Annotated in this window: 19 protein-coding genes and 1 pseudogene; 12 read left to right on the top strand and 8 right to left on the bottom strand. The window is 50.8% G+C overall.

The features are described 5' to 3' along the window. Positions 1 to 61 precede the first annotated feature (61 nt). Positions 62 to 3,787, bottom strand: a complete 3,726-nt coding sequence (gene smc / locus OXH18_RS08180) for a chromosome segregation protein SMC (protein ID WP_268612021.1) — start codon at positions 3,785 to 3,787, stop codon at positions 62 to 64. A 493-nt stretch (positions 3,788 to 4,280) separates the two neighbouring features. On the opposite strand from smc, the gene OXH18_RS08185 reads away from it, so the two are divergent. Then, positions 4,281 to 4,484, top strand: a complete 204-nt coding sequence (locus OXH18_RS08185) for a hypothetical protein (protein ID WP_268612022.1) — start codon at positions 4,281 to 4,283, stop codon at positions 4,482 to 4,484. Between the two features lie 321 nt (positions 4,485 to 4,805). Here the strand turns inward: OXH18_RS08185 and OXH18_RS25310 are convergent. Further along, a pseudogene (locus OXH18_RS25310) lies at positions 4,806 to 4,895 on the bottom strand (transcriptional regulator); the annotation flags it as partial. 88 nt (positions 4,896 to 4,983) lie between these two features. On the opposite strand from OXH18_RS25310, the gene OXH18_RS08190 reads away from it, so the two are divergent. Then, positions 4,984 to 6,195, top strand: a complete 1,212-nt coding sequence (locus OXH18_RS08190; protein ID WP_268612023.1) for a GNAT family N-acetyltransferase — start codon at positions 4,984 to 4,986, stop codon at positions 6,193 to 6,195. Positions 6,196 to 6,200: 5 nt separating this feature from the next. On the opposite strand, the gene OXH18_RS08195 is transcribed toward OXH18_RS08190, so the two are convergent. Next, positions 6,201 to 7,076 (bottom strand): biotin--[acetyl-CoA-carboxylase] ligase, encoded by an 876-nt coding sequence (locus OXH18_RS08195; RefSeq protein ID WP_268612025.1) that lies wholly within the window; start codon positions 7,074 to 7,076, stop codon positions 6,201 to 6,203. Between the two features lie 142 nt (positions 7,077 to 7,218). On the opposite strand from OXH18_RS08195, the gene pgeF reads away from it, so the two are divergent. Beyond that, entirely contained in the window at positions 7,219 to 8,073 is an 855-nt protein-coding gene (pgeF, locus tag OXH18_RS08200) for a peptidoglycan editing factor PgeF (protein WP_268612027.1), read from the top strand. 5 nt (positions 8,074 to 8,078) lie between these two features. Here pgeF and OXH18_RS08205 read toward each other — a convergent pair whose 3' ends face one another. Beyond that, entirely contained in the window at positions 8,079 to 9,416 is a 1,338-nt protein-coding gene (locus OXH18_RS08205) for a dihydroorotase (RefSeq protein ID WP_268612028.1), read from the bottom strand. 399 nt (positions 9,417 to 9,815) lie between these two features. Here OXH18_RS08205 and lepB point away from each other — a divergent pair, with 399 nt between their 5' ends. The 3 genes from lepB to OXH18_RS08220 all read left to right on the top strand — a co-directional run bounded on the left by lepB (position 9,816) and on the right by OXH18_RS08220 (position 12,261). After that, positions 9,816 to 10,442 (top strand): signal peptidase I, encoded by a 627-nt coding sequence (gene lepB, locus OXH18_RS08210; protein WP_315874687.1) that lies wholly within the window; start codon positions 9,816 to 9,818, stop codon positions 10,440 to 10,442. Positions 10,443 to 10,572: 130 nt separating this feature from the next. Next, positions 10,573 to 11,025, top strand: coding sequence for a photosystem II protein PsbQ (gene psbQ / locus OXH18_RS08215; protein ID WP_268612030.1), 453 nt, complete (start codon positions 10,573 to 10,575; stop codon positions 11,023 to 11,025). A gap of 90 nt (positions 11,026 to 11,115) precedes the next feature. After that, on the top strand, positions 11,116 to 12,261 hold the full coding sequence (locus OXH18_RS08220; protein ID WP_268612031.1) for an NAD(P)/FAD-dependent oxidoreductase: 1,146 nt from the start codon (positions 11,116 to 11,118) through the stop codon (positions 12,259 to 12,261). A gap of 82 nt (positions 12,262 to 12,343) precedes the next feature. Here OXH18_RS08220 and OXH18_RS08225 read toward each other — a convergent pair whose 3' ends face one another. The 3 genes from OXH18_RS08225 to OXH18_RS08235 all read right to left on the bottom strand — a co-directional run bounded on the left by OXH18_RS08225 (position 12,344) and on the right by OXH18_RS08235 (position 15,722). Beyond that, positions 12,344 to 13,120 (bottom strand): peptidoglycan-binding domain-containing protein, encoded by a 777-nt coding sequence (locus tag OXH18_RS08225; protein WP_268612032.1) that lies wholly within the window; start codon positions 13,118 to 13,120, stop codon positions 12,344 to 12,346. 475 nt (positions 13,121 to 13,595) lie between these two features. After that, a complete protein-coding gene (locus OXH18_RS08230; RefSeq protein WP_268612033.1) occupies positions 13,596 to 14,924 on the bottom strand; it encodes an MlaD family protein in 1,329 nt (442 codons plus the stop codon). A gap of 15 nt (positions 14,925 to 14,939) precedes the next feature. Continuing rightward, positions 14,940 to 15,722 (bottom strand): ABC transporter ATP-binding protein, encoded by a 783-nt coding sequence (locus OXH18_RS08235; RefSeq protein ID WP_268612035.1) that lies wholly within the window; start codon positions 15,720 to 15,722, stop codon positions 14,940 to 14,942. 572 nt (positions 15,723 to 16,294) lie between these two features. Here OXH18_RS08235 and OXH18_RS08240 point away from each other — a divergent pair. The 6 genes from OXH18_RS08240 (at position 16,295) to OXH18_RS08265 (ending at position 22,892) form a co-directional block, all read left to right on the top strand. Then, positions 16,295 to 17,659: a gluconeogenesis factor YvcK family protein gene (locus OXH18_RS08240; RefSeq protein WP_268612036.1), complete on the top strand. Its 1,365-nt coding sequence runs from the start codon at positions 16,295 to 16,297 to the stop codon at positions 17,657 to 17,659. Positions 17,660 to 17,858: 199 nt separating this feature from the next. Beyond that, positions 17,859 to 18,455 (top strand): DUF3177 family protein, encoded by a 597-nt coding sequence (locus tag OXH18_RS08245; RefSeq protein ID WP_268612037.1) that lies wholly within the window; start codon positions 17,859 to 17,861, stop codon positions 18,453 to 18,455. 56 nt (positions 18,456 to 18,511) lie between these two features. Continuing rightward, positions 18,512 to 18,811, top strand: a complete 300-nt coding sequence (locus OXH18_RS08250; protein ID WP_268612038.1) for a DUF7734 family protein — start codon at positions 18,512 to 18,514, stop codon at positions 18,809 to 18,811. A gap of 271 nt (positions 18,812 to 19,082) precedes the next feature. Next, the gene (gene glmM / locus OXH18_RS08255) at positions 19,083 to 20,573 is read left to right on the top strand and encodes a phosphoglucosamine mutase (protein WP_268612039.1); all 1,491 of its coding nucleotides are present in this window, start codon (positions 19,083 to 19,085) and stop codon (positions 20,571 to 20,573) included. Positions 20,574 to 20,889: 316 nt separating this feature from the next. Then, on the top strand, positions 20,890 to 21,939 hold the full coding sequence (locus tag OXH18_RS08260) for a permease (RefSeq protein WP_268612040.1): 1,050 nt from the start codon (positions 20,890 to 20,892) through the stop codon (positions 21,937 to 21,939). 125 nt (positions 21,940 to 22,064) lie between these two features. Then, complete coding sequence (locus tag OXH18_RS08265) at positions 22,065 to 22,892, top strand: TIGR03943 family putative permease subunit (protein ID WP_268612041.1); 828 nt, start codon at positions 22,065 to 22,067, stop codon at positions 22,890 to 22,892. 148 nt (positions 22,893 to 23,040) lie between these two features. On the opposite strand, the gene OXH18_RS08270 is transcribed toward OXH18_RS08265, so the two are convergent. Next, on the bottom strand, positions 23,041 to 24,492 hold the full coding sequence (locus OXH18_RS08270; RefSeq protein ID WP_268612042.1) for a sodium/glutamate symporter: 1,452 nt from the start codon (positions 24,490 to 24,492) through the stop codon (positions 23,041 to 23,043). Positions 24,493 to 25,033: the final 541 nt, after the last annotated feature.

The following is a 25,033-nucleotide window of genomic DNA, read 5'->3' on the forward strand; positions in this document are numbered from 1 at the left end:
GGACAGATCTTTGGCTGTCCTGTCATCTTCATCATGACTGGCGATGAGAGAATGTGACCTGCTATACAGAAGCACTTTGTGGCTGTAAGTCTAATCCCAGAACTTGTGTGTAGGCTCCCCGTGCTTGGGTGACGCCGATCGTGCGTTGAGCCGACTCAATCATAGGACGGCGAAGACTTACCACGATGAATTGCGCTTGCTGTGCCTGATGTTTAATCATTCTAGCTAATCGTTCTACGTTTGCCCCGTCTAAAAACATATCCACTTCATCAAATGCATAAAATGGAGAGGGGCGATAGCGTTGCAGCGCAAAAATAAAGCTGAGGGCGGTTAGAGATTTTTCACCCCCCGACATGGAAGCCAAGCGGCGCACGGGTTTTCCTTTGGGATGAGCCACCAAGTTCAGTCCGCTAGCAAAGGGATCTTCCTGGTTATCTAGTTGCAGATAGCCATCGCCATCCGAAAGTTCAGCAAAGATGGATTGAAAATTTTTGTTGACGGCATCAAAGGCTTCTTTGAAAGCTCGCCGCCGCAAAGTTGTGAAGTTTTCAATTCGCAGCAGCAATTCTGATCGCTCTTCATCGAGTGTGCCCAACTTTTCGCTCAATTCTTCCAGACGAGTTTGAGTGCGCTCATATTCTTCTAGCGCTAGCATATTCACGGGTTCCATCGCTTGTAACCGTTTTTGCATCGATCGCAATTCTTGTTGCAATTGCTCTAGCGCCAAATTTTCGGGAAGTTCAGGCAATGGATCGGGAAGTTCTGCCCGTTGAGCCGCTAGCTGTTCCTGCAAGTCTGCCTGCTGTTGTCGCTGTGCGGCTTGGGTTTCGATCGTCTTCTGCCGCTGCCATTCCAACTGCTGTTGTTGGGTTTGTTGCTCGCGCAGTTGTCGCTCTGCTCGATCGCGCTCCTGTTTTTCGGCTGCTAGGGTTTGGTCTAGTCCAGCTAGGGCTGTTTGGGTTTCAGTAATTTGCTCGGTCAGAGTGGCCGCTTGAGTGCCCAATGCTGAATGCTGATTCAGAAGGGTGGTCTGTTGAGTGCGACATTCTTGCAGTCGATCGCGAGCCTGATTGATGCGCTCCTGAATGCGATGCCGCTGGTTGTCGAGATCTTGAAGCCGCTGTTCGGCTGATTGCAGCGCTAGTTGCCGCTGACTCAGTTCTGCTTCCTGAACGCGAATATTGGCTTGAATCTGCTGCCATTCGCTGTGGGTTTGGGACTGTTCTAACTCCCCTAACGTTTGGCGTAGCTGTTGTAGGTTGGTTTCCTGCCCTGGGAGTTGCTGTTCCAATGCCTGCAAGCGCGTTTGGGCCGTCGCCAGTTCCTGCTGCTGTTGAGCTAGCTGCGATCGAAGCTGACCATCCTGCGTTGTCAGGCTCATAATGCGAGCTTGCAACTGCTCGGCTTGAAGCTGAATTTCTCGATGCTGTTGCCGGGCTTCGATCAGGGCTTGAGAGGCTTGCTTCACGTCCAGCGCTGCCTTACCGATCGCCTGCTCACAGCGAGATAAGACGCGATCGATTTCCTGGAGACGTTCCCGTAGGGCTATCGCTTCAGCCGATTCAGCGGGTTCCACAGTGCCAAAGTGCAAAGCTCCCTGACGTGAGGAGACGCTACCGCCAGTCATGGCGCCGCTCGTTTCTAGCAGTTCTCCGTCTAGGGTGACAATCCGGTATTCGCCCATCTGTCGCCGCGCGGCATCGAGCGTTGTAAACACCACCGTATTGCCAAACACGTAGGCGAACACATCCCGATAGCGATCGTCGCACTCAATCAAATTGCTGGCATAGTCCACAAAACCATCGGGTCGATTCCATAGGGGCAGGGGCGTGAAGTGGGGCGATCGAATTTTGTTGAGGGGAAGAAACGTGGCTCGGCCGCCACGCTGTCGTTTCAGCAGTTGAATTCCGGCCGCCGCCACACCGTCATCTTCTACCACCAGATGGGCTAACCTCCCACCTGCGGCGATTTCCAGCGCTAACTGATACTGCGGATCGACCCGACCCAATTGCGCCACCAAGCCGCAAATGCCCGATAGTCCAGAATTTTGCAACAGTTGAATTACACCAGTTCCTTGGGCCTCCTGCAAAGCCTGGGCTTGGGCTTCCAGCTTATCTAACTGACGCTGTTTCTCACGCTGTTCTTGCAGCAGGCGAGTTTGGGTTTCCTGTTGAAGGCGTAGTTCCCGTTCGGCGGATATCACCGACTGTTGCAGCGCATCCACCTGTTGGCGTGCTTCTCCCAAGCGACCAATGATATCAGTGTAGGCGTGCTGTTTTTCGGTGGTTTCAGCCTCCACCGCTGCCAAGGCTTGCGCTTGCTCCGCGATTTTGGTTTGCAGTTGCGCCGATCGCTCTTGCAGCCGAACCTGCTCGGTGCGCTGCGGTTCAATTATGTTCAGCAAATCTTCAATTTGGTGGCGCAGGCGGGTTTGTTCTTGCACCCAAGCTTCCGACGCAGCGGCGATCGTGCTGGCGGACTCCCGACGGCGATCGAGTTCCTGTTGGGCAACTTCCTTGGCTTGACGTAGCGATACTAACTCCTGAGTTTCCACCTGATGGTGCTCTTGGGAAATTTGCTCTAGGATTTGAATCTGTTCCTGAATATCCTGCTGAGTACGCTCCAGATTGACCGTAATATCGCGGCTAGAGGCAATCAACTCTTGTTCTTGGCGTTGCAATTGCCGCAGTTCGGCTTCGCGGGTGGCTAGGGTGGCTTGCAAGGCTAACAGTTCATCTTCACCCAAAGCTTTCACCCGTGCGTTTAGCTCCTCCAGATGAGCCGTTGCCTGTTGAATCTCACTGGAGAGGGCAACCAGTTGATGGTTGAGAGCGGCAATCGCCCGATCGCCCGCCTCAATTTGTCCCTGGATCTGCTGCGCTTGCCGCTCTTGCCCCCGCCACACCAACACCGCTTCCCACTGGCTTTTATCTTGCAGTTCCGCTCGCAGTCGTTGATATTTCTCGGCTTTAATCCGATCTTGCGCCAATCGATCGCGCTGCTCGATCAATTCCTTTTCCACAATGCGGAAGCGTTCTTCCCGTTCCTTCACCGCATCCAGTTTTTCCTTAGCCTGGATAATTTTGCGATCGAACGCGGCCACCCCCGCTAACTCATCAATAATTTCGCGCCGCTCTCGCGAGTTCATGGAGATGATGCTGGTTACGTCCCCCTGTAGGACAACGTTGTAGCCTTCGGGGTAAACACGAAACTTGTGCAGTTGCTCGTGCAGTTCCGTCAGGGTGCAGGGTTGCCCATTGATATAGTAATTCGAGGTATACGTGCCTTGCTGAGTAACGCGCAGTTTGCGCATCACCGTCCATTCGGTCAGGGCTTGTAGGTCTGATGTCTGTGGCTCGAACTCGGTGGTGTGTCCATTACTGGTGTGCCCATTGCCATTGGGCCCATCGCTAACATCGATCGATGCTTCTGTCTCGTCTAGGGTTGGCTCCCCATCCTCTTCGCTAGCGGCAGTCTGACTGTCTAGCTCGTCTTCTTCCAATGCCCGCAGATCGCCCGGTTCAATGGCAAACGTCACGGTAACACTGGCCTCCACCATCGATCGCCCTCGTCCGGCTGTTTGATTTTGGTTGACCAAATCTGGCAAGCGCTCGGCTCGCATTCCCTTGGAACTGGACAAGCCCAACGCAAACAGCAGCGCATCAAGAATATTGGACTTACCAGACCCATTGGGGCCAGAAATGACCGTGAACCCTGGCAACAGAGGAACGCTCGTCGTGCCGCCAAACGATTTGAAGTGGGTTAGCTCAACACGCTTAATGTACACGCAACCTCTGCTCGAAGAACGGCGTCAACTTAAGTACAACACAAAATAAGTACAAATATACTAGCGATTTCAAGTTTTGAACACTAATTCTAGCCAAAATTAGCAAAAAAACTGGAGTTCGCCTTAACTGTACTGAAAAAGTTTCGTTTTGGAACGCAGAGTTTGGGGAATGGGGGGGTGAGGGTGGGGAGAAGGGAAGGAGAGAATGTAGTAATTTTGACTTGCTAAACAGAGTGGGTTTTGGTAGGCTGATGCGTTAGAGCTATCTGAATCTTGCGTGAAGGTAGCCAATTTACCTAGAGACGAATTCTCTAGCGCTAGCTCAGGCGTTCACCGCCAAGTAAAACACCTGAACTAGCTGACCTCAGACTGATAGAGCCAGTCCAAGGCTAGGGTGATTATATCGCCCTGTGCTTTCAGCTTGCGCTGTCTGAGTGGGTTGAGAGCGAGTCTCTAGGGTTTCTTCAACCCTAGAACAAACGAGGTTATTTTTATGGCTGATAAATTGATTTATACCCCCGGATCTGACGATCGCCCCTATAGATCCGGCAGACGCAGCGTGCGAAATTTCCTGCTGGGTGCTCCAGAAGATGTGGCAGAGACGATCGCGGAGTTACACGTCAAACAATTTGCCGAAGCCAACCTGTGGTCACGATCGCTCACCTTCCCCGAAATTCAGCGAGAATTCCTCTTGTAACCTGGTGAAGTGATGCGCGTCTACAAACGCTATGTCTCACGGTAGAGAGCACTCTGGAGAGTTTTCAGGGAATAAAGTCTATTTAGATGCTTAGTCATGGGTAATTGGTAAGCATGATTCATTATTTATCACCTTTTACCCGTGACTCTAGCTCTTGGCAATCTCGATCGGGGTTCAAATTGCATCCCTCCGGTAACTTCGTTTTGCAAAGCTTGGCAGAACTGAGTTGTTCTTCAGTCCAGTTTTTAACATAGCCCTAACGGCTAGAACCGTTCTGCCTGCGATCGACCCTTATTCTACAGCAGCACCGCATCTGTAAGGCTAATCTACTTGTGCAATAACTTGCGCGATTTCTTGAGGAGTTGCGCCGATCGCCAACATCGCCCGAATTAGCAGTTCGATTGACACTGAATCTGATAGATTTGCTCGATCGCCGCATCCCAACAATTATTGGGGTGCAAACGCTAAACTACTTAACGATCGCTCTCACTGTCCTCGCATGGTTGAACAACTGAAGCCTCGCTACTCCGTTTCCTGGATTGACAACATTGCTGATATCCCTCAGATAGAATGGGATGCCATGGCCACGCCGTTGAAAACACCCTTTCTAGAGTGGGAATGGCTGCGCAATATGGAAACCTCTGGCAGTGCCACTGCAAAAGCCGGATGGGTTCCGCGTCACCTGACGGTATGGCGCGATCGATCGTTGATTGGCGCGGCTCCAATGTATGTCAAAGGGCACAGCTTTGGCGAATTTGTCTTTGATCATCAGTGGGCAGATATCTCCGAGCGCTTAGGCGTGCGCTATTACCCGAAACTATTGGGTATGTCGCCCTTTACGCCAGCAGAAGGTTATCGCTTTTTGATTGCTCCCGGTGAGGACGAAGACGAAATTACTGAAATCATGGTGGGGGCGATTGATCATTTCTGTATGCGCCACCAGATTTCTGGCTGCAATTTCTTGTATGTCGATCCAGAGTGGCGGCGGCGGATGGAGCGACATGGCTTTGTCAGTTGGCTGCATCACAGTTTTGTCTGGTCAAATCAAGGCTTTCAAACTTTTGATGATTACCTGGCTGTCTTCAACGCGAATCAGCGGCGCAACATTAAACGTGAACGCAAAGCTGTGGCTCAGGCTGGGTTGCGCCTGCAAGCTCTAACTGGCGATGAAATTACCAAACCGTTGCTAGCGAGTGTGTATCACTTCTACTGCGACACCTGTGACAAATTCGGTTGGTGGGGTAGTAAGTATCTGACGCCCAAGTTTTTTGATCAACTCGCTCCTAACTATATCCATCGGGTGGTGGTATTTGCGGTTTATCCCGAAGACAGCGATGACTATCCTGTCGGCATGTCGTTCTGCGTGACGAAGGGCGATCGGCTGTATGGGCGCTATTGGGGGGCAACACAGGATTTTGATAACTTGCACTTCGATGCGTGCTACTACACGCCGATTGAATGGGCGATTGCCAACAACATTCAACTATTTGATCCAGGGGCAGGCGGGCGTCACAAAAAGCGGCGCGGCTTTCCAGCGATGCCCAATCACTCGCTGCATCGGTTCTATAACGATCGCCTTCAGCAAATTTTGCAAACCTACATCGGTCAGGTTAACCAAATGGAACGGCAGGAGATGGACGCTATCAACGCTAACTTACCCTTTAAGCAACAATCAACAACACAACAGCAAAACAATAAAGGCTGTGATTGAACGGTTTACGGGTTCATTGTTGCCTGCTGTGAGGTAGATGTGGCATAGCTCAAACGTACTCGATCGGCTCCCAGATAAATTTCAGTGGCGGCCGAGTGCAGCCATACGCGCAATTGTCCTAGGGCTGTCACTCCTACGATCGTTCCGACTTGTCCCTCGACTGTAATTGGATGACCACAATTCACACAAAGTTGCTCGTAGGCCGCCACTAAGCTGTTGCTGCCGCGCTGTTGCCAATGGAGATATCCCAATTTCAACCCGTGTAGGACGAGTGCTGCCAAACCTTCAAGGCTGTCGATTGAAGGGCGATCGATCTTCTCAAGCAACTCGTTACTAGCCAAAACTTGCCGCAAGTTAACAGCCAATTCTGGTACAGGATTCCTCCAATTCAAACCTACTCCAATTACTGCTTGCTGAATCTGCTCGCCAGCGACTCGGGTTTCGGTTAAAATTCCGCCAAGCTTATAACCATCGACAACCAAATCATTCAACCACTTAATTCCAACGGGAACTCCATAGCCGCGTAATATTGCCGCAATGCCCCAAGCACTACCCAAGGTTAGTTGCCCTGCCTGAGCAACGGGAAACTGGGGAGTAAGCCCCAACGATAGATACAGCCCGCCGGGTTCTGAACACCACTGATGTCCCCGCTGACCCCGCCCCGCCTGTTGTTGCAACGCGATGACTACCGTCCCGGCGGCTCCCTGCCGCAACCGTTCCCACACGATCGTATTGGTCGATGAAACGGTTTCAAACACCTGAATTTGAAACGCTGGAAAATCGCTGTTTTTCAACTGAAGTTGGTAGGACTCAGCCAGCAAGTTGATCATCACAGGTGTATTGTTCAACGATCGCTCCAACTGTTGCAAATCAAAGCTCATGCTGTAATCATTCACCTTTCTAGCTCAAGATCAAAATTAAGAGTCGCAAACTTACACAATTGTGCCATGCGGTAGCATAAACAGAGTTCGTGATGCCTCCTCAGTTCCCAACCCCAACCTCCTAACCCCCAAATCCCCAACCATGCATACTTGGCACTGGCACACCTGGCAAGGACGGTCTTACCTCACCTGTAGCTTATTAAAAGACTGGCAACATGGTTTTTTTACCCAACAGTTTTGGGCGCAAACGCCGTTTGAACTAGTGGCGGCCCTAAGTCCGACCGCCAATGTCTACCAAGTAAAACAAGTTCACGGCAATACGGTCCTCAGTTCTTCCGAGGTAGAACGATCGTTAGCAGAAGAGCCTGCTGCCGCAGATCCAGAGAACGATCGGGTGGTGTTTCCTGATGCTGATGGGCTGATGAGTCAGCAAGCCAACCAAGCGGTGTGGGTTTGTACGGCTGACTGTACCCCTGTCTTGATTGCCGATGATGAAACTGGGCAAGTGGCGGCTGTCCATGCGGGTTGGCGTGGCACAGCGTTAGGCATTGTACAAAAGGCGGTCGATCGGCTGTTGGCACAAGGCAGTCAGATTAAAAATCTGCGGGTGGCGATGGGCCCAGCGATTGCAGGCGAAGTGTATCAAGTCTCAACGACCGTGGCGGCTCAAGTGGGAGCGACAATCGTACAGCCACCCGACATCTCGGCATCACCGCTAGCAACCGTCGATTCACTGGATGAATCGATCGCCACGTCTGATGAAATTTTGGAGAAGTTGCGACAGTTGCCCAATTCTCCGGTGTTTGACGATCCACAACCCGGACGAGTGCGCTTAGATGTGCGGCGGGTGAATGCGCTTCAGCTAGAGCAACGGGGAATTGCGCCAGACCAAGTGGCGATCGCGCCCTACTGTACCTACCAAAACCCAGAATTGTTCTTTTCTTACCGGCGAGAACGGCAAAAGAAAGTGCAGTGGTCTGGAATAGTGAGTACGTAAACACGCTACTGAGTAAATGTTAGGGCTTGTCCCCGGACATCCGTGTTGAGTTGCCCGTGGTCGTACACCACTTGCCCACCCACGATCGTGACAACCGGAAAACCCGTCAATTCCCAGCCCTCAAATGGACTCCAGCCACACTTGGTCATCAGGTCTTCCCGCTTCACCGGGCGATAGGTGTCGAGATCGACTAGAACTAAATCAGCGTCATAGCCTGGTGCAATTTTGCCTTTATTGGGAATGCCATAGGCCTTGGCCACCGCTGTAGACATCCAGTTGGATACCTGCGCCACCGTACAGCGCCCCTGCATCGCCTGGGTCAACATCACAGGCAGCGAGGTTTCCACACCAGGCATTCCGGAAGGAGTATTGGGGTAGCCTTTCGCTTTTTCCTCTAGCGTGTGCGGAGCATGATCGGTGGCAATGAAGTCAATCACACCATCGCGTAGGGCTTGCCACAGCACTTCGTTATCGTGGGGCGATCGCAATGGCGGGTTCATCTGGGCCAAGGTGCCGATCGTTTCATAGGCGCTAGTGTTAAGGACTAAGTGCTGCGGTGTGACTTCTGCTGTCACCCAAGCGGGCTTGTCTTGGCGCAACAGGTCAGCTTCTTCAGCCGTGGACATGTGCAAAATGTGCAGCCGTCGCTGGTATTTCTTTGAAAGTTTGAGCGCTAACTGCGTCGCTTGCAAGGCCGCCTGATTGTCTTGAATTTGGGAATGAATTGCCGGATCGGTAATCCCTGCAAACTGTTCGCGCCGTTGGCGAATGCGCGCTTGATCTTCAGCATGAACTGCAATCAGCCGTTTCCCCTTGGAAAAAATCCGCTCTAGGGCTTCATCTTGATCCACTAAAAGTGCTCCATGCATCGATCCCATAAAAATTTTGATGCCCGGTGTTGGGTTAGCTTCCAGCAAATCGGGCAGTGCTTCTGCCGTTGCACCCATAAAGAAACCATAGTTAACCAGACATTTTTCCGATGCTCGGCGCAGCTTATCGTCCAGGGCTGCCTGGGTTGTGGTCAACGGCTTTGTATTGGGCATTTCCAAAAACGACGTAACGCCGCCTTTGGCACAGGCGCAACTGGCAGTAAACAAGTCCTCCTTATATTCCAATCCTGGCTCGCGGAAATGCACCTGTGGATCGATAACACCGGGCAACAACGTCAGCCCGTGTCCGTCAATCTCTCTACTGTTTGCCGTTTGACTGTCTGCCACTGGAAGTTGGGGAGCCACTTGCACGATTTGACGATCGCGAATTTCCACATCTCCTACCAAAAAATCGCCCGTTGGCATCAGAATCCGGGCCTGACGAATGTATAGGGAAGGAAGAGAATCAGCCATAATAGATAGAACTCAAGGAGCGTATCTCTATCCTATGCTGTTAGTCCTCCATTCTTCCGATTCTGAGGTATGCTTCGATGGAACTGGGTTCACGTCATCAAACGATAGAAAACAGTCGTCTTCCACGAGCCGGCCGGGTCAGTGCACCAATAGGTTCCATAGAATTGCATAGACTAGAATTTTGCTGATGAACTTGCGCCGATCGTTCGTGGTTGCTTTGATTAAGATCTGAAATAGTCAGTGCCCAATTTGTGTCAGATGCTGCATTATCCAGCGTGCTCAATGTCCACCCCCTAGAATGGGGCTGATCTCTGAAAACACCCCATGCCGATTAACCCAAATCAAAAACCGTCTTCTCCAAAACCTGACGATTCTCGTTCTGCTAGACCTGCCAACCCAATGAGCCAACCCAATAGTGCCGATCGTCCACCTGCTGTTGCTCAACACAATCAGCCGCCCAAGCATACCGAAAACCCGTGGACTGAAGCGTTAAAAACGATCGGACTCAGTTTGGTGTTAGCGCTTGGAATTCGGCATTTTGTAGCAGAGGCCCGCTACATTCCCTCCGAGTCGATGGTTCCTACCTTAGAAGTCAACGATCGGCTGATTGTGGAAAAAATTAGCTATCTGTTCAACCCACCGCAGCGGTATGACATCATTGTCTTCATTCCCCCTGAAGCAGCAGGACAAGCATGTTTAGGCTTGGCAAGCCCAGGAGGCAGAATTAAAGATGCCTTTATTAAGCGCGTAATCGGGTTGCCCGGTGAAGAAATTGCAGTGAGAAATGGGCAAGTTTTTGTCAATGGTCAACCGCTGCAAGAAAATTACATCAGCGCCCCTCCTAACTATCAATGGGGACCCCAAGTCATCGATGATAACTCGTATCTAGTACTCGGCGATAACCGCAACAATAGCTGCGATGGTCACTTTTGGGGGCCGGTTCCCCGCGAAAATATTATTGGTCGGGCTGTCTTTCGGTTTTGGCCGCCTGGACGAGTTGGCGGCATTAGCCCTCAAACTCCTTGACTGTAAGCGGTTTAGCATTGAGATTTTGGATTAAGATCTTTGAGGCGTTTGTCAGAGGACAGTAGACTTGGCTCGCTTGCCTCTCAGCCACTTCATCATTCAATTTCTTAAGTAGGTAAAAGATCTCACTATGCTACGTTTTCGGTCTCTCTTGGCTGCGGTTTTAACAGTTACCCTTGCCTTTCTTCTGTGCAGTGGCACTCCAGCCTTGGCCGCTAAGGCCACGAAAGCTCCTAGCTATACTCCGGCGCAACTTGAACAAATCCAGCGATATGCAACCAGTGTGGAAGAATTGCAAAATCGCATGGTCGAAATTCCAACCTTGATTCAACAGCAACGCTGGGTAGATCTGAAGACCTTCATCCATGGACCGCTGGGAGAATTGCGCATCCGTATGGCCAGATTGGCTCGCTCCTTAGCACCGCAATCGCAAAAAGTGGCTCAACAGCGAGCTAAAGATGTATTTGAGCATTTAGTGGCGATCGATGAAGCGGCGGATTTAGGCGATGCAACCAAGGCATTTCGCAACTATAACGAGGCTTTGAAAGATTTAGATGCATTTTTTAGCCTGTTACCTTCTTAAATGGACTAGGGTACTAGGGTAGGAGTAGTCCAGTTAGCCATCAAGTCGGTTCCGTCGTCTACATAACCCTACCCTTATAGAAGAGACTTCATGACGAAGGTTACTATTGTAGGCTGTGGGGTAGTAGGAGCGACGATCGCCTACGAACTCAGCCGGATTCCTGACTTGCAAGTGACGGTTCTCGATCGTCAACCGCCAGCCCAAGCAGCCACCGGAGCCGCTTTGGGAGTGCTGATGGGAGCCATCAGCCAAAAAACAAAGGGTCGAGCCTGGCTCATGCGTCAAGCGAGTCTCCAGCGCTATGAAACGCTGATTCCGGAGCTGGTGGCCACGACAGGGCAAGCCATTCCCTGGAATCGACAGGGCATTGTGCTACTGTGTTTTGAACCAGATAGTCGCTCGCGCTGGCAGTCTTTGGTCGATCTGCGCCGAAGTCAGGGTTGGGAATTGGAGCTTTGGACCGCAGAACAAGTTCGATCGCACTGTCCCCAACTTGATCCACCCCGGTTAGCACTGGCAGTCTACTCACCTCACGATCGCCAAGTCGATCCCACAGCCTTAACCTTGGCACTGGTACAAGCCGCCCAGAAAAACGGAGTTGTGTTTCATTTTGATTGCGAGGTTACAGGGTTTGAGTGTGCGCAGCAGGACACCGATGCCGGTCAAACGTGTCACCACATCTTAACCACTACGCAGTCGATCGCTACCGATTGGGTGGTGGTGTCTGCTGGCTTAGGATCAACGCCTTTAACAGAAACGGCAAAGCATCCGATTCCCATTCGTCCCGTTCTAGGACAAGCCTTAGAAGTGCAATTAGACCACCCTTTGGGTCATGCCCAATTTCAACCTGTGATTACAGGCGAGGACGTGCATATCGTGCCGTTGATGGGCAACCACTCAGAAAGACGCTATTGGATTGGAGCCACCGTTGAATTTCCTGCCACTGTCGATACCGACGAGATTGCAGCCAACTCCGATCGCCTACAAGAAATTTGGCAAGCCGCCATGGCTTTCTGTCCTGCCCTCCAGCATGCAACCATCTGCAAAACCTGGTCAGGCTTACGCCCCCGCCCCAGCGATCGAGCCGCTCCGGTCATTGAGCGACTCAATCGCTATCGCAATGTTTTAGTAGCAACCGGACATTACCGCAACGGCGTACTACTCGCTCCAGCTACAGCCCTAGCAATTCGAGAAACAATCTTAGGTGGTGCAAAAGAGGGAATAGAAGAAACCTAGAAGCAGGATAGAAGCATGATCTAAAGACAAAGAGCCTCTAGCCCTCTGACTCCCCCGACTCCCTATCCCCAATTCCTTCCATCTAGCGATAATACCGCCGATAATTGACTTGTGCTCTAAAACCAACCCCTTCTAGTAAATCTACTGTGCGAGCGGCTGTGGCATAGTCGTCAAACTGTCCAGCATTAATGAAACTACCTGCTAGCGTCGCATCAGGGAAGGCGGTGGGCACATATCGCCGTACTTGCGTTAAACTTTCTGGAGTGCCGTTAGGAACGACCACCACGTATTGTCCCCCTGTATAGGCACGGGACGGAAAGCGATTGCCAAATTGATTAATGCGATTGGGCGGATAGCAAGGGAACCCTTCTTCGCAATCGTCGCTGCTGCGGCGTTCGTCATAATAGCCGTCATAATCTCCTGAGGCGCAGGGGTCGGCACATGGATCAATGCAAGGATCGGTACAGACATCGGCAATGGGTTGATGCCCAGAACATCTGCCGCCAAACAGCGCGCTCAAGGTTTGTGGCCCAGCAATGCCATCTACATGTAGACCACAGGCTCGTTGAAAAGCAGCTACTGCTGAAGCCGTCTGCCGTCCAAATAGTCCATCCACATGAATTCCGAGCGCTGCTTGCAGACGAGCGACTTCCGGTCCTGCCGAGCCAAGTTTGAGTACGCCTCTTGCCACTGCTTCCGGCGTAATGCTAAGCACAGCTACGATCGCCGCGATGCACATTGCCCCCTTCCAGAGTACGCTTGACAATTTCCCGCGCTGCGAATTAAATGGCTTCAGTTTAGGAGGTACTCCTGAGTCTCCACTGTGAAAAGCGGAGGATACAAATCTCAGCGATTTCATAGTTTTCTCGCTTCCTTTACTTAAGGTTCATGCCTGTCAAAACGTTCAATTAACCGCCAGGTAGGAAGTTAAGAGGCTCAAAGGGTTCAAGGCAGAAGCTTGATCTGATCCATCAAGCTTTTGCCTTTTGTAGGTTCTAACGAATTAGAATCATGGTTGGTTGATTTGCCTCCTCCTCTGTTGACTGACGATCGGAATGAGAGGATGCCATAGATTTACTTTATTTAATTTTTATTTTCTCCTGGAAATTCTCAATACGCTAGATGCAGCAAGATTGAGAAGCTGCGATATAATACGGTGCCCTACTATATGTAGAGGTGACTAACCGCAAAAATCCGGAAGTAATAGCTATCCTTAGCGTTATTGATTTTTTTTGCAAAAAATATAATTTATTAGCGGCCGCATCACTGCACGCTAGAACAGTTTTGGTTAAAACAGTTCTCAAACTTTTTCGCAAACGCTAAGATTCAAGTGCTCAATCGAGCGATGAGGCAGGTGAAATGGTCGATCGACTCGGGGAATGACGAGGACGAGTTGGAGTCTGCTGATTGCGATTGCGATCGGCTCTACGCGGTGATGCAGAAAATTCGGTTGACACAGGGATGTCAGACTCCACCGGAGCAATTCCAGTCTCAAGAAGAGGAAGGTTTGTTGGCTGCCATGGGGACGAACGAAGCGTGACATCGGCTGAATCCAGCATTTGAGCTAATTGGGCCCGCTGTTGCAGGGTTTGGGTCGCAGACATCAAATTGCTGAGATTATTAATCAAATCGCGCACATCATCCCGAAAATTGGGATCACCCGTCAATTCATCTAAATCTGCCGTAATTTTTTGCACATTTTGAAACGTGGCGCGGGCCGAATCAAGGGTTTGTTGCAGCAGCAGTAGATTTTCGGAACTGCCTACGGCTTCGGTTAGGTTGCGCAAATTCGTTGACGCTTCGGCCGCATTGATCGACAACGATTCTAGATTAGTGACGAATCCGCCTTCTTCTAGCATGGGCGACAAACTACCTAAAATTGTTTGCAGTTCTTGCGTGGTGCCGTTGATATTGTCCAGGGTACTGATGAGAACGGTACGGTTACTGGTAATTAATTCATCAACTTGAGCGGCTGTCAGAGCGATCGTATCAGCAGCGCGTCCCACCGAGGCTACGCTACCATTGGCTGTATCCGACAGTTGCCCTAACTCCTGCCTCACCACTTGAGACAAGCTAGACACCTCGCGAGACAACTCAGCCACACCATCGGCTGCGTCGGCCGAGTTGCGCGTTAACGTGCGAATCTCACCGACAATTTCAGGATTGGAGAATAAATTGGTGAAGCGGGTGATGGAACCAATCAGTTCACTGAAATTCACACCCGACAATCCTTCTAGTCGATCGCCATTACAAATCACTGTGCTACTGTCGCAGGTATCGGACAAAGGATTGCTCGCCACCATATCGGGGGGCAAACTAACCTGCGGCTCAATGTCAATGTAGGTTTCGCCAATCAAGCCTGTTTGAATCACCTGAATGATGGAGTTTTGAGGAATCAGTAAGGTGGCTGGTTTGACTTCTACATCCACCGCCACAATGTTGGCAGCGGGACGTACAGCCACCGTTCTGCCCACGGCCACGCCACGATACCGCACCGGGGCCCCCAATTCCATTCCAGCGATATTTGTGAATTCGATCGTGAAACGGTAGCCCCGTCGATTCAAATCAAAGCCTCGAATCCAGAGGATGAGTCCGCCGAATAGCGTCAATCCCAACAAAAACAATAACCCAACTGAGCCTTCTCGAATCGTTCGCGATCGCATGATTTCCCCTTTCCTCTAGCTCATCACTTGAATAGGCCCCTCCACGCTGCCACTGAAGAATTGTTGAACGGCAGGATCATCTGTTGTATCAACATCCTCGACTTGCCCTTGCCACTTCACTTTACCTTGGTAAAGAAACACGATGCGATCGGTCGCGCGACGAATGGTGCTGTGTTGATGCGTCACAATCGCATACGTACCGCAGCCGCCTTGCCGATGTTGCAGATCGCGAATCAGGTCTTCAATAATGGTAGAGGCGATTGGATCGAGTCCGGCCGTTGGCTCATCATAGAGCAAAACTTCCGGATTCTCAGCCGGATTCTCTGGGTTTTCCATGATGGCGCGGGCCAAACTCACTCGCTTTCGCATTCCTCCCGATAATTCTGCTGGATAGAGATGCCCTGTTCCCGGTAGTCCTACCATTTCCAATTTGTCTTCCACTAGTTGTCGAATTCGATGGCGGGGCAAATGAGAATGTTGATAGAGCAGAAACCCGACATTTTCATCCACCGTTAAGGAATCAAACAGCGCAGAATTTTGAAAGACCAAACTGATGCCAAGGCTTCCTCGACTGTCTTCTACCAACCCTCGGCGCAACTGTCCCCGAAGGTAGATTTCCCCTGAATCAGGTTCCAACAATCCAGCCATGACCCGCAAGATTGTGGATTTTCCTGTACCCGATGGGCCAATGATTCCCAGCGCTTCACCTCGATAGATCGTTAGATTGACTTGATCTAACACAACATTGTTCCCGAAGGCTTTGCTTACATCCCTCAGTTCAATTAGTGGTTCGGCCATAAATTTTAGATGGAGATGAACAGGCTAAAGGTGCGGCGCAGCCCATCATGAGGCGGTTTTAGCATCGATCGACGAGATCTTTTACAAGAAACAGATGAATGCATAGGTTCAGTTGTAGCTTAGATTGGTATTCTTTTGCTTGGGTTGAGATACCTAGCAGTTGCTTGAAAAGATAGTAGGCATGGCTAATCGAGATACTGAATCTGACCAGATCCCCTCACCCTGGACCTCTCCGAACACGGTGGAGAAGCGATCCGGCTCTCTGCTCCCTCCGGAGAAGAGCTAGAGATGAGGGCAACTCCAACTTGAATTCAGCCACGCCAAAGATTAATTATTCTGCTACAGTTCATAGCTCTACTCTCGAACCCCCATTCCCCCCACCTGCGCTGATTTACTGAAGAGTTGCTAAAGTTACTCAGATGTTCTGGAAAGAAGTTAATTCTCCAGATATATACGTAGTGAACGGTTAGGATCGATCACTTTTAGATCACTTCACGTTGAGACTTTGATGACCAGATTCCTTAAACCAGGCTCAACCGTCAACCCTTCTACGCTTTCATCCCTCATCCGCTATGTCAAACGGTCTTATTAAACAAGCTCTAGCTGTCCTTAAACAAGAGTCTCGCTCCCGAACTCCTCATCGCGTTAATCGTTGGTTTAAGTGGCTAGCCCCCGGATTACTCATCAAGCGATGGCTGTTGATAAGTGCGGTAGGATTTGTGTTTGTGGGGTTAGGTCTGGCAATTTGGTCAAACCTGACCCCGATTTTCTATCTCAGTGAACTAATTCGCTATTTGCTGCGAGAACTGACTGAACTATTGCCCAATTATGTCAGCGGGCCGATCGCCGTTATTGCTGGATTGTTGCTAATTTTTTGGGGACAGACCCGCAGCCTTGGGGCCATTACCGAAGTCCTCATGCCGGAGGGTGATGAAGAACTAGTCGATCGCCTCATGGCCCATCGTCGGTTGCATCGCGGCCCCAAAATTGTGGTGCTGGGTGGTGGCACTGGGCTTTCCACATTGCTGCGTGGACTGAAAACCTACAGTGCTAATATTACGGCGATTGTCACGGTAGCGGATGATGGTGGGTCATCAGGACGCTTGCGGCGAGAAATCGGCGTGTTGCCACCGGGCGATATTCGCAACTGCTTGGCAGCACTAGCCGATGAAGAAAAATTGCTGACGGAACTGTTTCAATATCGGTTTCGAGCGGGTGAGGGGCTGAACGGCCATAGCTTTGGCAACTTGTTTTTGACGGTGATGAGTGAAGTAACGGGCGATCTGGAGCAAGCGATCGCCGCGAGTTCAAAAGTCCTGGCAATTCGTGGTCAAGTCTTGCCCTCTACCCTTACCGACATGCGGCTGTGGGCCGAACTGGCAGATGGACGCATTATCGAAGGAGAATCCAACATTACCAAAGCGGCTGGCAAAATTGTACGCATTGGTTGCACACCGACCAATCCACCAGCCCTCCCCAAAGCCCTGCAAGCCATTGCTGAAGCTGATTATATTGTTATCGGCCCTGGTTCGCTTTATACCAGCATTATTCCGAATCTATTGGTTCCAGACATTGCTGCCGCGATCGCTCGCCGCAAAGTTCCACGGGTGTATGTCTGCAACATCATGACGCAACCGGGTGAAACCGATGGCTTTACGGTCTCAGATCACATCCGTACAATTGATGAAGTTTGCGGTGCCCAATTGTTTGATGTGGTGCTGGTACAGAAAACCTCTCCATCTGCCCAGTCCCTCATTCGCTATGCTCAAGAAGGCTCCCATCCAGTCTATTTTGATCGGGAAGCAGTGGGCTTGTTAGGACGACGGGCTATTGTGGCCAATGTCATGGATGAAGATGAACAAGGATTGCTGCGGCATAGCTCTGAGCGCTTAGCCCGAATTTTGCTGCGTTGGTACACTCGAACTCAAGGGTTGTAGTATCAGTGAATGGGCAAAAGTGAACGGGCAAATGAGTTGACGAGGGATGGGTAGTGACCCTGATTCATCAATTTCAATAGCAGCGCGTAAAATGGAAGCCTGATTCTGGCATTAGGGATGGTCAAGGTAGTATGGGCTGTTTACAAGCCGAGCAAAACTGGTAGGTGGAAAGAAGGTTGAGAAAATAAGGTTAAAAATTATGTCTGAGGCGTTGTTGCGATCGTTGGTTTGGATGGATTATCGCCTAGCGGTCTTGTTTACAGTGATTTTTCCGCTGGTTTTGCTGATTTGGGCCCTTGTGAAACGGGCAGAAGCGATGCAGCGGCTGCTGATTATCTACTGGCGTGTGGCCAGTTTACTCGCTATTACTATCTATCTGATGATTGGTGGATTTCCATTTAGCTTTATTCCAGCCGTGGCGGCCCGGGTGCTGATTCCGATCGGGCTATGGTTTTGGGTAGATCTCAACGAAGAAATTGACGATCAACGCCGCACTCCGCTGAAGCTAGCGTTCACCTCGTGGCGATGGGCGGTTACGGTCTACTGTGTGTTAGGTGTGTTGGCGACCCTTCCATTTCTTCAGTGCGCCTTTTCTACCGAAACGTTTGCCTCACCGTTTTGTCAAGTGTGGCTGGAGGCACCAATCGGCTTCAAGAATTTCTTCCATCCCAAAGTCAATAATGAAGGCTTTTTAGGGTTTCTCGGAATTGTAGGATTAATTATCTATGTCCTCTACCTGTCCTATTTTGTGGTCTTCCGGTTAGGCAAGCAAGGACGCACAGCGGTAGAGCAGTAGTTGATAGTTGAGCGTTGAGCGTTCGAATGAGGGGTTAGCAATGGGGAGAGAGACTGATGAACAGGTCGATCGGATTTCGCTTAGAGCAATACACGCTGAAGCGCCCGCAAGAAGTGCTGTTGGTGACGGCTGAAATAGCGGGTGAACGAGATCAGGTGGCCATTTTTCGTGGGTTTTCCAGTTCACTGATGCGCTCTACCCACCCCGACCCGGATGTGCCCGTTCTACCGGAAGAAGCCCAAATTGTGACCATCGATCGGTTGCAGAGTCCTTATAATCCTGCCTCGCCTCGCTATATCCAACAAGGTTTGTCATTAGAAGAGATGCAAACACTTTTAGCAGAGGTGCAGGTTTAAAAGAGCAAATTTGAACGAGATCGGCTGACAAACCTGTCTTTGGCGAGAGAACTATCTCAGGAATTTTGCGTACACTATCAAACAGATTGCACGCTAAGCTGCAAAGATTAAATTTTGTTTAATTTGTAGCAGTTTCGGAACTCATCGCCGATTGCTTAATTGACAGAAATAGCACCTCCCTGTAATGGATTCCGTAACAGTTGATTGTGCGCTTTGCGGATAACCGTGTTATGCTCCGCTGTGAGTGTGATGTATGGAGTGAAAAAACAATATGGTGTTGTCTTCTGTGCCGCCGACTGAGACGGCGATCGCTGCGCCTCAAACCCACTCGAAGCCGGTGCGCTCGAATCCTGTTTCACCGAACTCGATTCAGCCCAGTTGGGGAGTTGTGTCATTGCCCTCGACTCGTTTATTTGGAACCGATGGCATTCGGGGACGGGTTGGCGATCTCTTGACCGCTCCACTAGCGCTACAGGTTGGCTTTTGGGCAGGACAGGTGCTTCGGCGGCATCATGGTGAGGCTGGCGCAATTGTAATGGGTCAAGACTCGCGCAATTCTAGCGATATGCTAGCGATGGCTCTGTCGGCTGGGCTAACGGCAGCAGGATTAGAAGTGTGGAATGTGGGTTTGTGTCCTACACCAGCGGTTGCTCATTTAACGAGTACAACCCCTGGGGCGATCGGGGGAGTGATGATTTCGGCTAGTCACAATCCTCCTGAAGACAATGGCATCAAATTCTTTAACGCAACCGGAGCTAAACTTTCTCCAGAATTGCAATCCGACATGGAAGCAGCCCTACGTGGTAACTTTTCAGACTACAAACCCATTTCGGCAAGTTGGGGACAGCAGCAGCATCGCGCCGATCTAGTGGCAAACTACCTCGAATCGCTTCAGCGACCCCTATTGCCCCAGCTAACGCTAAGTGGGTTGCGTATAGTTCTGGATCTAGCTTGGGGAGCCGCGACTTACATTGCTCCAAGGGTATTTACTGAAATGGGTGCCGAAGTCATCTGCTTGCACGATCGAGCGGATGGCGATCGAATCAATGTCAACTGTGGTTCCACCCATCCACAACACTTGCAGGCAACGGTTCAAGCCTGTGGAGCCGATATAGGATTTGCATTTGATGGCGATGCCGATCGGGTTATTGCTGTGGATGGACAAGGACGATTGGTAGATGGGGATTACATTCTTTACCTGTGGGGGCAAGCCCTGAAGCGAACCAACCAACTCCCCGACAACTTGATTGTGTCAACCGTGATGGCCAACCTTGGCTTTGAACGAGCTTGGCAGCGGCAGGGTGGCACTCTGATTCGGACAGCCGTGGGCGATCAATATGTTCATGCCGAAATGCAACGCCGAGGCGCAAAGCTGGGCGGCGAGCAGTCTGGACATATCCTCTGTCCCCATTATGGGGTGTCGGGTGATGGTTTATTAACGGCGCTACACTTGGCTGCGCTGGTTCAGCAAACAGGCACTAGCCTAGCTGAGTTAGTCAATCAAAGCTTTCAAACCTATCCCCAAATTCTACGCAATGTGCGCGTAGACGATCGTGAACGGCGGCTGAACTGGCAACAGAGCGATCGCTTACAGCAAGCGATCGCTGATGCAGAAGCAGCGATGGGCGATCAGGGACGAGTATTAGTTCGTGCCTCTGGAACAGAACCCCTCATTCGCGTCATGGTAGAAGCCGTGAGTGCTGAACTAACCCATTATTGGACTGAGAGTTTAGTGCTGGCGGTGCAGCGGTACGTCGGTTAGGACGTTGGGGGTTGGGAGTTAAAGGTCAGGGAATTCGATAGTTTTTGAAATTGCCCGCCTTTCCCAACCTCTGCTTCCTTATGCCCGTTCTCTATCCGGTTGCACCGTATGCCCGACCCCTCTCAATCTCTTCTTGGCAAGGAGAGGAGCCGGTGGCGGTGGGGTGAATGCCATGCCGCATGACAACGAATGGGGATTAAACAAACGTAGCTAGAGCGCTTAGAACGACCTTGCTTCATCTACCCTTGATCTATTCTTTTGCTGGAACAACACGATCGAGTAGAATAACTCTCCGTGTACCTGATTGTGATTTTCTATGCTGACAGCCAACCAGCTTAACAATGCGTTGACGCTGTTTTTTAGCCTAATGGTGGAAGCTATCCCCTTTTTGCTGCTCGGGGTGCTATTTTCTAGTGCTTTGTTGCTGTTTGTAGACGAGCGCAAATTGGTGGCAGCAGTTCCACGGCATCCTTTACTGGCAGCGTTGGCTGGTAGTTTAATTGGCTGCCTGTTTCCAGTTTGCGAATGTGGCAATGTGCCAGTGGCGCGGCGGCTGATCGTGCAAGGGGCCCCGTCGTCAATGGCGATCGGGTTTTTGTTGGCGGCTCCCACTGTGAATCCAATCGTGTTTTGGGCAACCTGGACGGCCTTTCGCGATCAGCCCGAAGTGGTATTTCTGCGAGTTGGCTTTACGTTGCTGATTGCCTCAATTGTAGGGTGGGTGTTTAGTACTCAGGCTGATTTGCGGCCGCTGTTGCAGCCAACGGTGACGCGAGCCATGCCCTCTCAATCAACTCAGGCGCGTTCCTCCTCAACTCGAAGCCATGGTAACGGCGCGACGACTGATTCAGACTTGGCGCTGCTGCAATCCGGTACGTTTCTGCTGGGAACCGGAACACAACCGCAGCGGTTGGATGACCCAGCTATGTTATCCACTAATCTGGCCTTGTCGCGCCCGTGGACAGATCGCCTGCCGCTGATGCTCGACAATGTTGTGCAAGAACTGCGGGAGTTAGGCGGGGTGCTGATTCTGGGAGCCGCAATCGCATCCATCATTCAAATTGCGGCCCCTCGCGAAGTGATTCTGGGATTGGGGCAAAACACCATCACCTCGATTTTGGCGATGATGTTGCTGGCCTGTGTTGTGTCCATTTGCTCGACCGTTGATTCATTCTTTGCCCTATCGTTTGCTTCTACTTTCACCACAGGCTCCCTATTGGCGTTCTTAGTCTTTGGGCCTATGATTGACCTGAAGAATATTGCCCTACTGTGGTCGGTGTTCCGAGCTAGAGCTATTATTTATCTGTTTGTTTTGGCTGCGCAATTAACCTTCCTGTTGTCTTTACTGGTGAATCTGTATATTTAGTTAACCAATCCGCTGATTCCTTATTGATTAGTGTTTCGTTCCTCAGTGATTATGCTCCTCGCTGTCGTGGCTTCAATGTCGCGATTGATGCGATTGATTTAGGCGATTGATTCCCTGGTGCTGCAATGACCGTTAAACCCAGTAAATCTAAGTTGACTATTTCCCAACGACGACGTGCCAGAAAAGCCAATGCGAAGAAGCGGAACCTGGCTTGGCTGCAACCGCTCATCGATATTCTGGCGATCGCTGCGTGGGGGGTATTGTTGCTGCGGTACTGGCTCACCGACAAAATTAACATCTTGCTGCATCCCGATTATGTGTGGCTAGCCTATTCGGCTGGCTTTTTCCTGTTGGGGTTGGCTGCTTTAAAGAGCGTGCAATGGCTACGGCAGAAGAAACAAGGGCAATCCTCGACAACCCCGCCCCATTTTTCGCTGTTTCCGCCTGGTTGGAGCAGCACCTTGTTATTCGCCGTGGCGCTGTTTGGGTTTTACTTTACCCCACAACCGTTTGCCAGTGATGTGGCGTTGAATCGGGGAGTGACTGAATCCCTGACTATGACTCGATCGCAACCGCAAGCCTTCCGATCGGCCACTGCCCCCGAAGAGCGATCGCTGGTGGAATGGATTCGCACACTGAATGTTTACCCGGAACCCGATGCCTATACAGGGCAGAGAGCCAATGTAGAAGGGTTTGTCATTCACTCCAATGAGATTCCTGACAATTACCTGGTAATTGCACGCTTTGTTATCACTTGCTGTGCAGCCGATGTCTATCCAGTGGGACTACCTGTGAAGTTGCCAGCGGGCGATCGATCGGCCCATCCGCCTGATCAATGGCTGCGCGTTGAAGGTCAAATGATCACAGAAACCCTTAAGAACAAGCGGCAACTGGTGATTGACGCCACAAGCTTGACGGAAATTCCGGAGCCAGACACTCCGTATGATTACTAACGAATAAACAAAACAGGAGTAGGAATGCCTACTCCTGTTAATGCTCACGATGGAGCGCGCTTTTATCTACTTCGCAGAACACCAAACGCATTCCGGGCTATTCAAGAAGCTATTCAAGAAATAATCGCTTGGTTACGGGTTTGCTCTTTTAAACATGCGTGATTTCACGCCGTCGCTGTCTGCGATGTTGTTTGATGAGCAGATATCCCGCCACCAACCAAAACAGCAAGAGTCCGCCCGTGAGCAACAGCACTGGAATAAGCCCAAATTGATTGACTAATGCCGGAGCCGCCGCCGTAAATAGTCCGCCTCCGACGATCGGCTCAAAGAAAAGCTGCTTGTAAGCAAAACTTTCAAACGCGCCAGAGCGATTGTCAGGATCAACCATCCGCAACAGCAAAATCCCCGTGGCCGTTACGCCCATTGACTGACCCATATCGCCAATGCCCTTCTCAAACCAGTAGTCGGGAAAAATCCGAGGCGCAAACCATAAGAAAATCAGCACATTCCAGAGAATGCCTAGCACGCTTAATGTCAAAAACGTGCCCAAGTTGCCACCAATGACCGTCAGCGAGATTGATGCCAACGCCGTAATCACCACCACATCCAATGACACACCAGCAATACTTTTCATCAGGGGTTTGATGACCAATGGATGCAACCGCAAGCGCTCTAGGACGAGTTGCACAATGATGCCGCCGATCAGCGCCATGGGAAAAAGCGGCACAAACGACATAATTTCAAACCCAGTTTGTCCCCACGTTGCTGCCTCCAATAGCTTCAGTCCTTCTAAGATTAACCAACCGATAGCGACTGCCAGACCGACTAGCCCAAAGTTAATCGACAGCGGATCAATCAACAGGTTGTGCATCAGCCGTGCTCGCCGCCGTTGAAATTCGGGAGGTTCGGGTTCGCTTTCAGTCAATTCAGGAAATTCACCCGGGTCTTCCACCGTTTGTGGCATCGATCGAATATATCCTTTGCGCCGGGCCCAATCGGCCAACGCCGTCCCGCAAACGATTCCAGACACAATACCCACTGTGGCCAGCCCCAACGCCAGATCCGGCCCATCGTCAAAGCCTAAGCTTCGCAAGGTATCGGCCATGCCCCCGGCTGTCCCGTGACCGCCTTCAAACCCAATTTCAATTAAGCAAGACGCGATCGGATTGGCTCCAAACAGCGGTATTAAAATCAGCAGTGTGGCTAAAATTCCAATCACGTATTGCCCCCAGGCTAAGGTTTGTCCAAAGACCACTTGAGGAGCCGCCTTGCGCCAGATTTCGCGAGGTCCGGGGATTGTTTCTCCGAGAAACAACGCAGCAAAGACAATATTGATAAAAATGCTGGGAGATTGCGACCAAACCGTTCGCATGGCTTCGGGAAAGGTGCCTTGTGCCAAAGGAGCGTCAGGCCCAGCCAGTGCTGAGACAATCGCACCAAGCACTTGCGGTCCCAATAGCAGTGCCAGCACCCCAGCCACGATCGATTCTGGCAGATATAAGCGCTGAATCCAAGGAGATTTTTGTTTGATATAGCGACCCACCAACACCAAGATTGCGATGGTGATGAATGCAAAGAAAACGTCTCTTAAGTTAAACACGGGAATCCTCGCATTGTAATGCAAAGTTGTAACGTACAACCGCACGATCAGGTTGCTTGGTGGCGATTGGGTGGTTGTACCGCTTCACGCCACCAAACTCGTTATCGCGTGCGGTAGCTACTACCAAGTTCTGGAATGGGAGTTTTAAGAGATGGTTTGAAATAGAATCAGTAGCTCAAACCACTATTTAGGAGGAACTCACTAAATAGAGAATAGAAATTAGAATCCTAAGCAGCGTTGCAAGTTGCTTCAAGCGTGAGGGCTTTTGATACTAAGCCGCCTGTAACTGACAGCTTTTTAGCCTTAATAAATCAAGCCGCCGCGTCTCTTGCCTACGCACCGTGCCTAGCACCTTAGTATGGTGCACAGTTGCTATCGTGCGTAACGTTGGTATTCCTTTTTAAAGTCTATAACCGCAACTTATTTATTTTGCAGTAGCAATTATGACAGACTATGAAGTGCGGTTTATACCTTCCTCGCTGACCAAGCTGCTGTCGATGGGCAACTAGCATCATGGGCAATTGTTCTTAAGTGCTATGTA

It is taken from the genome of Thermocoleostomius sinensis A174, assembly GCF_026802175.1.
Lineage (GTDB): Bacteria > Cyanobacteriota > Cyanobacteriia > Elainellales > Elainellaceae > Thermocoleostomius > Thermocoleostomius sinensis.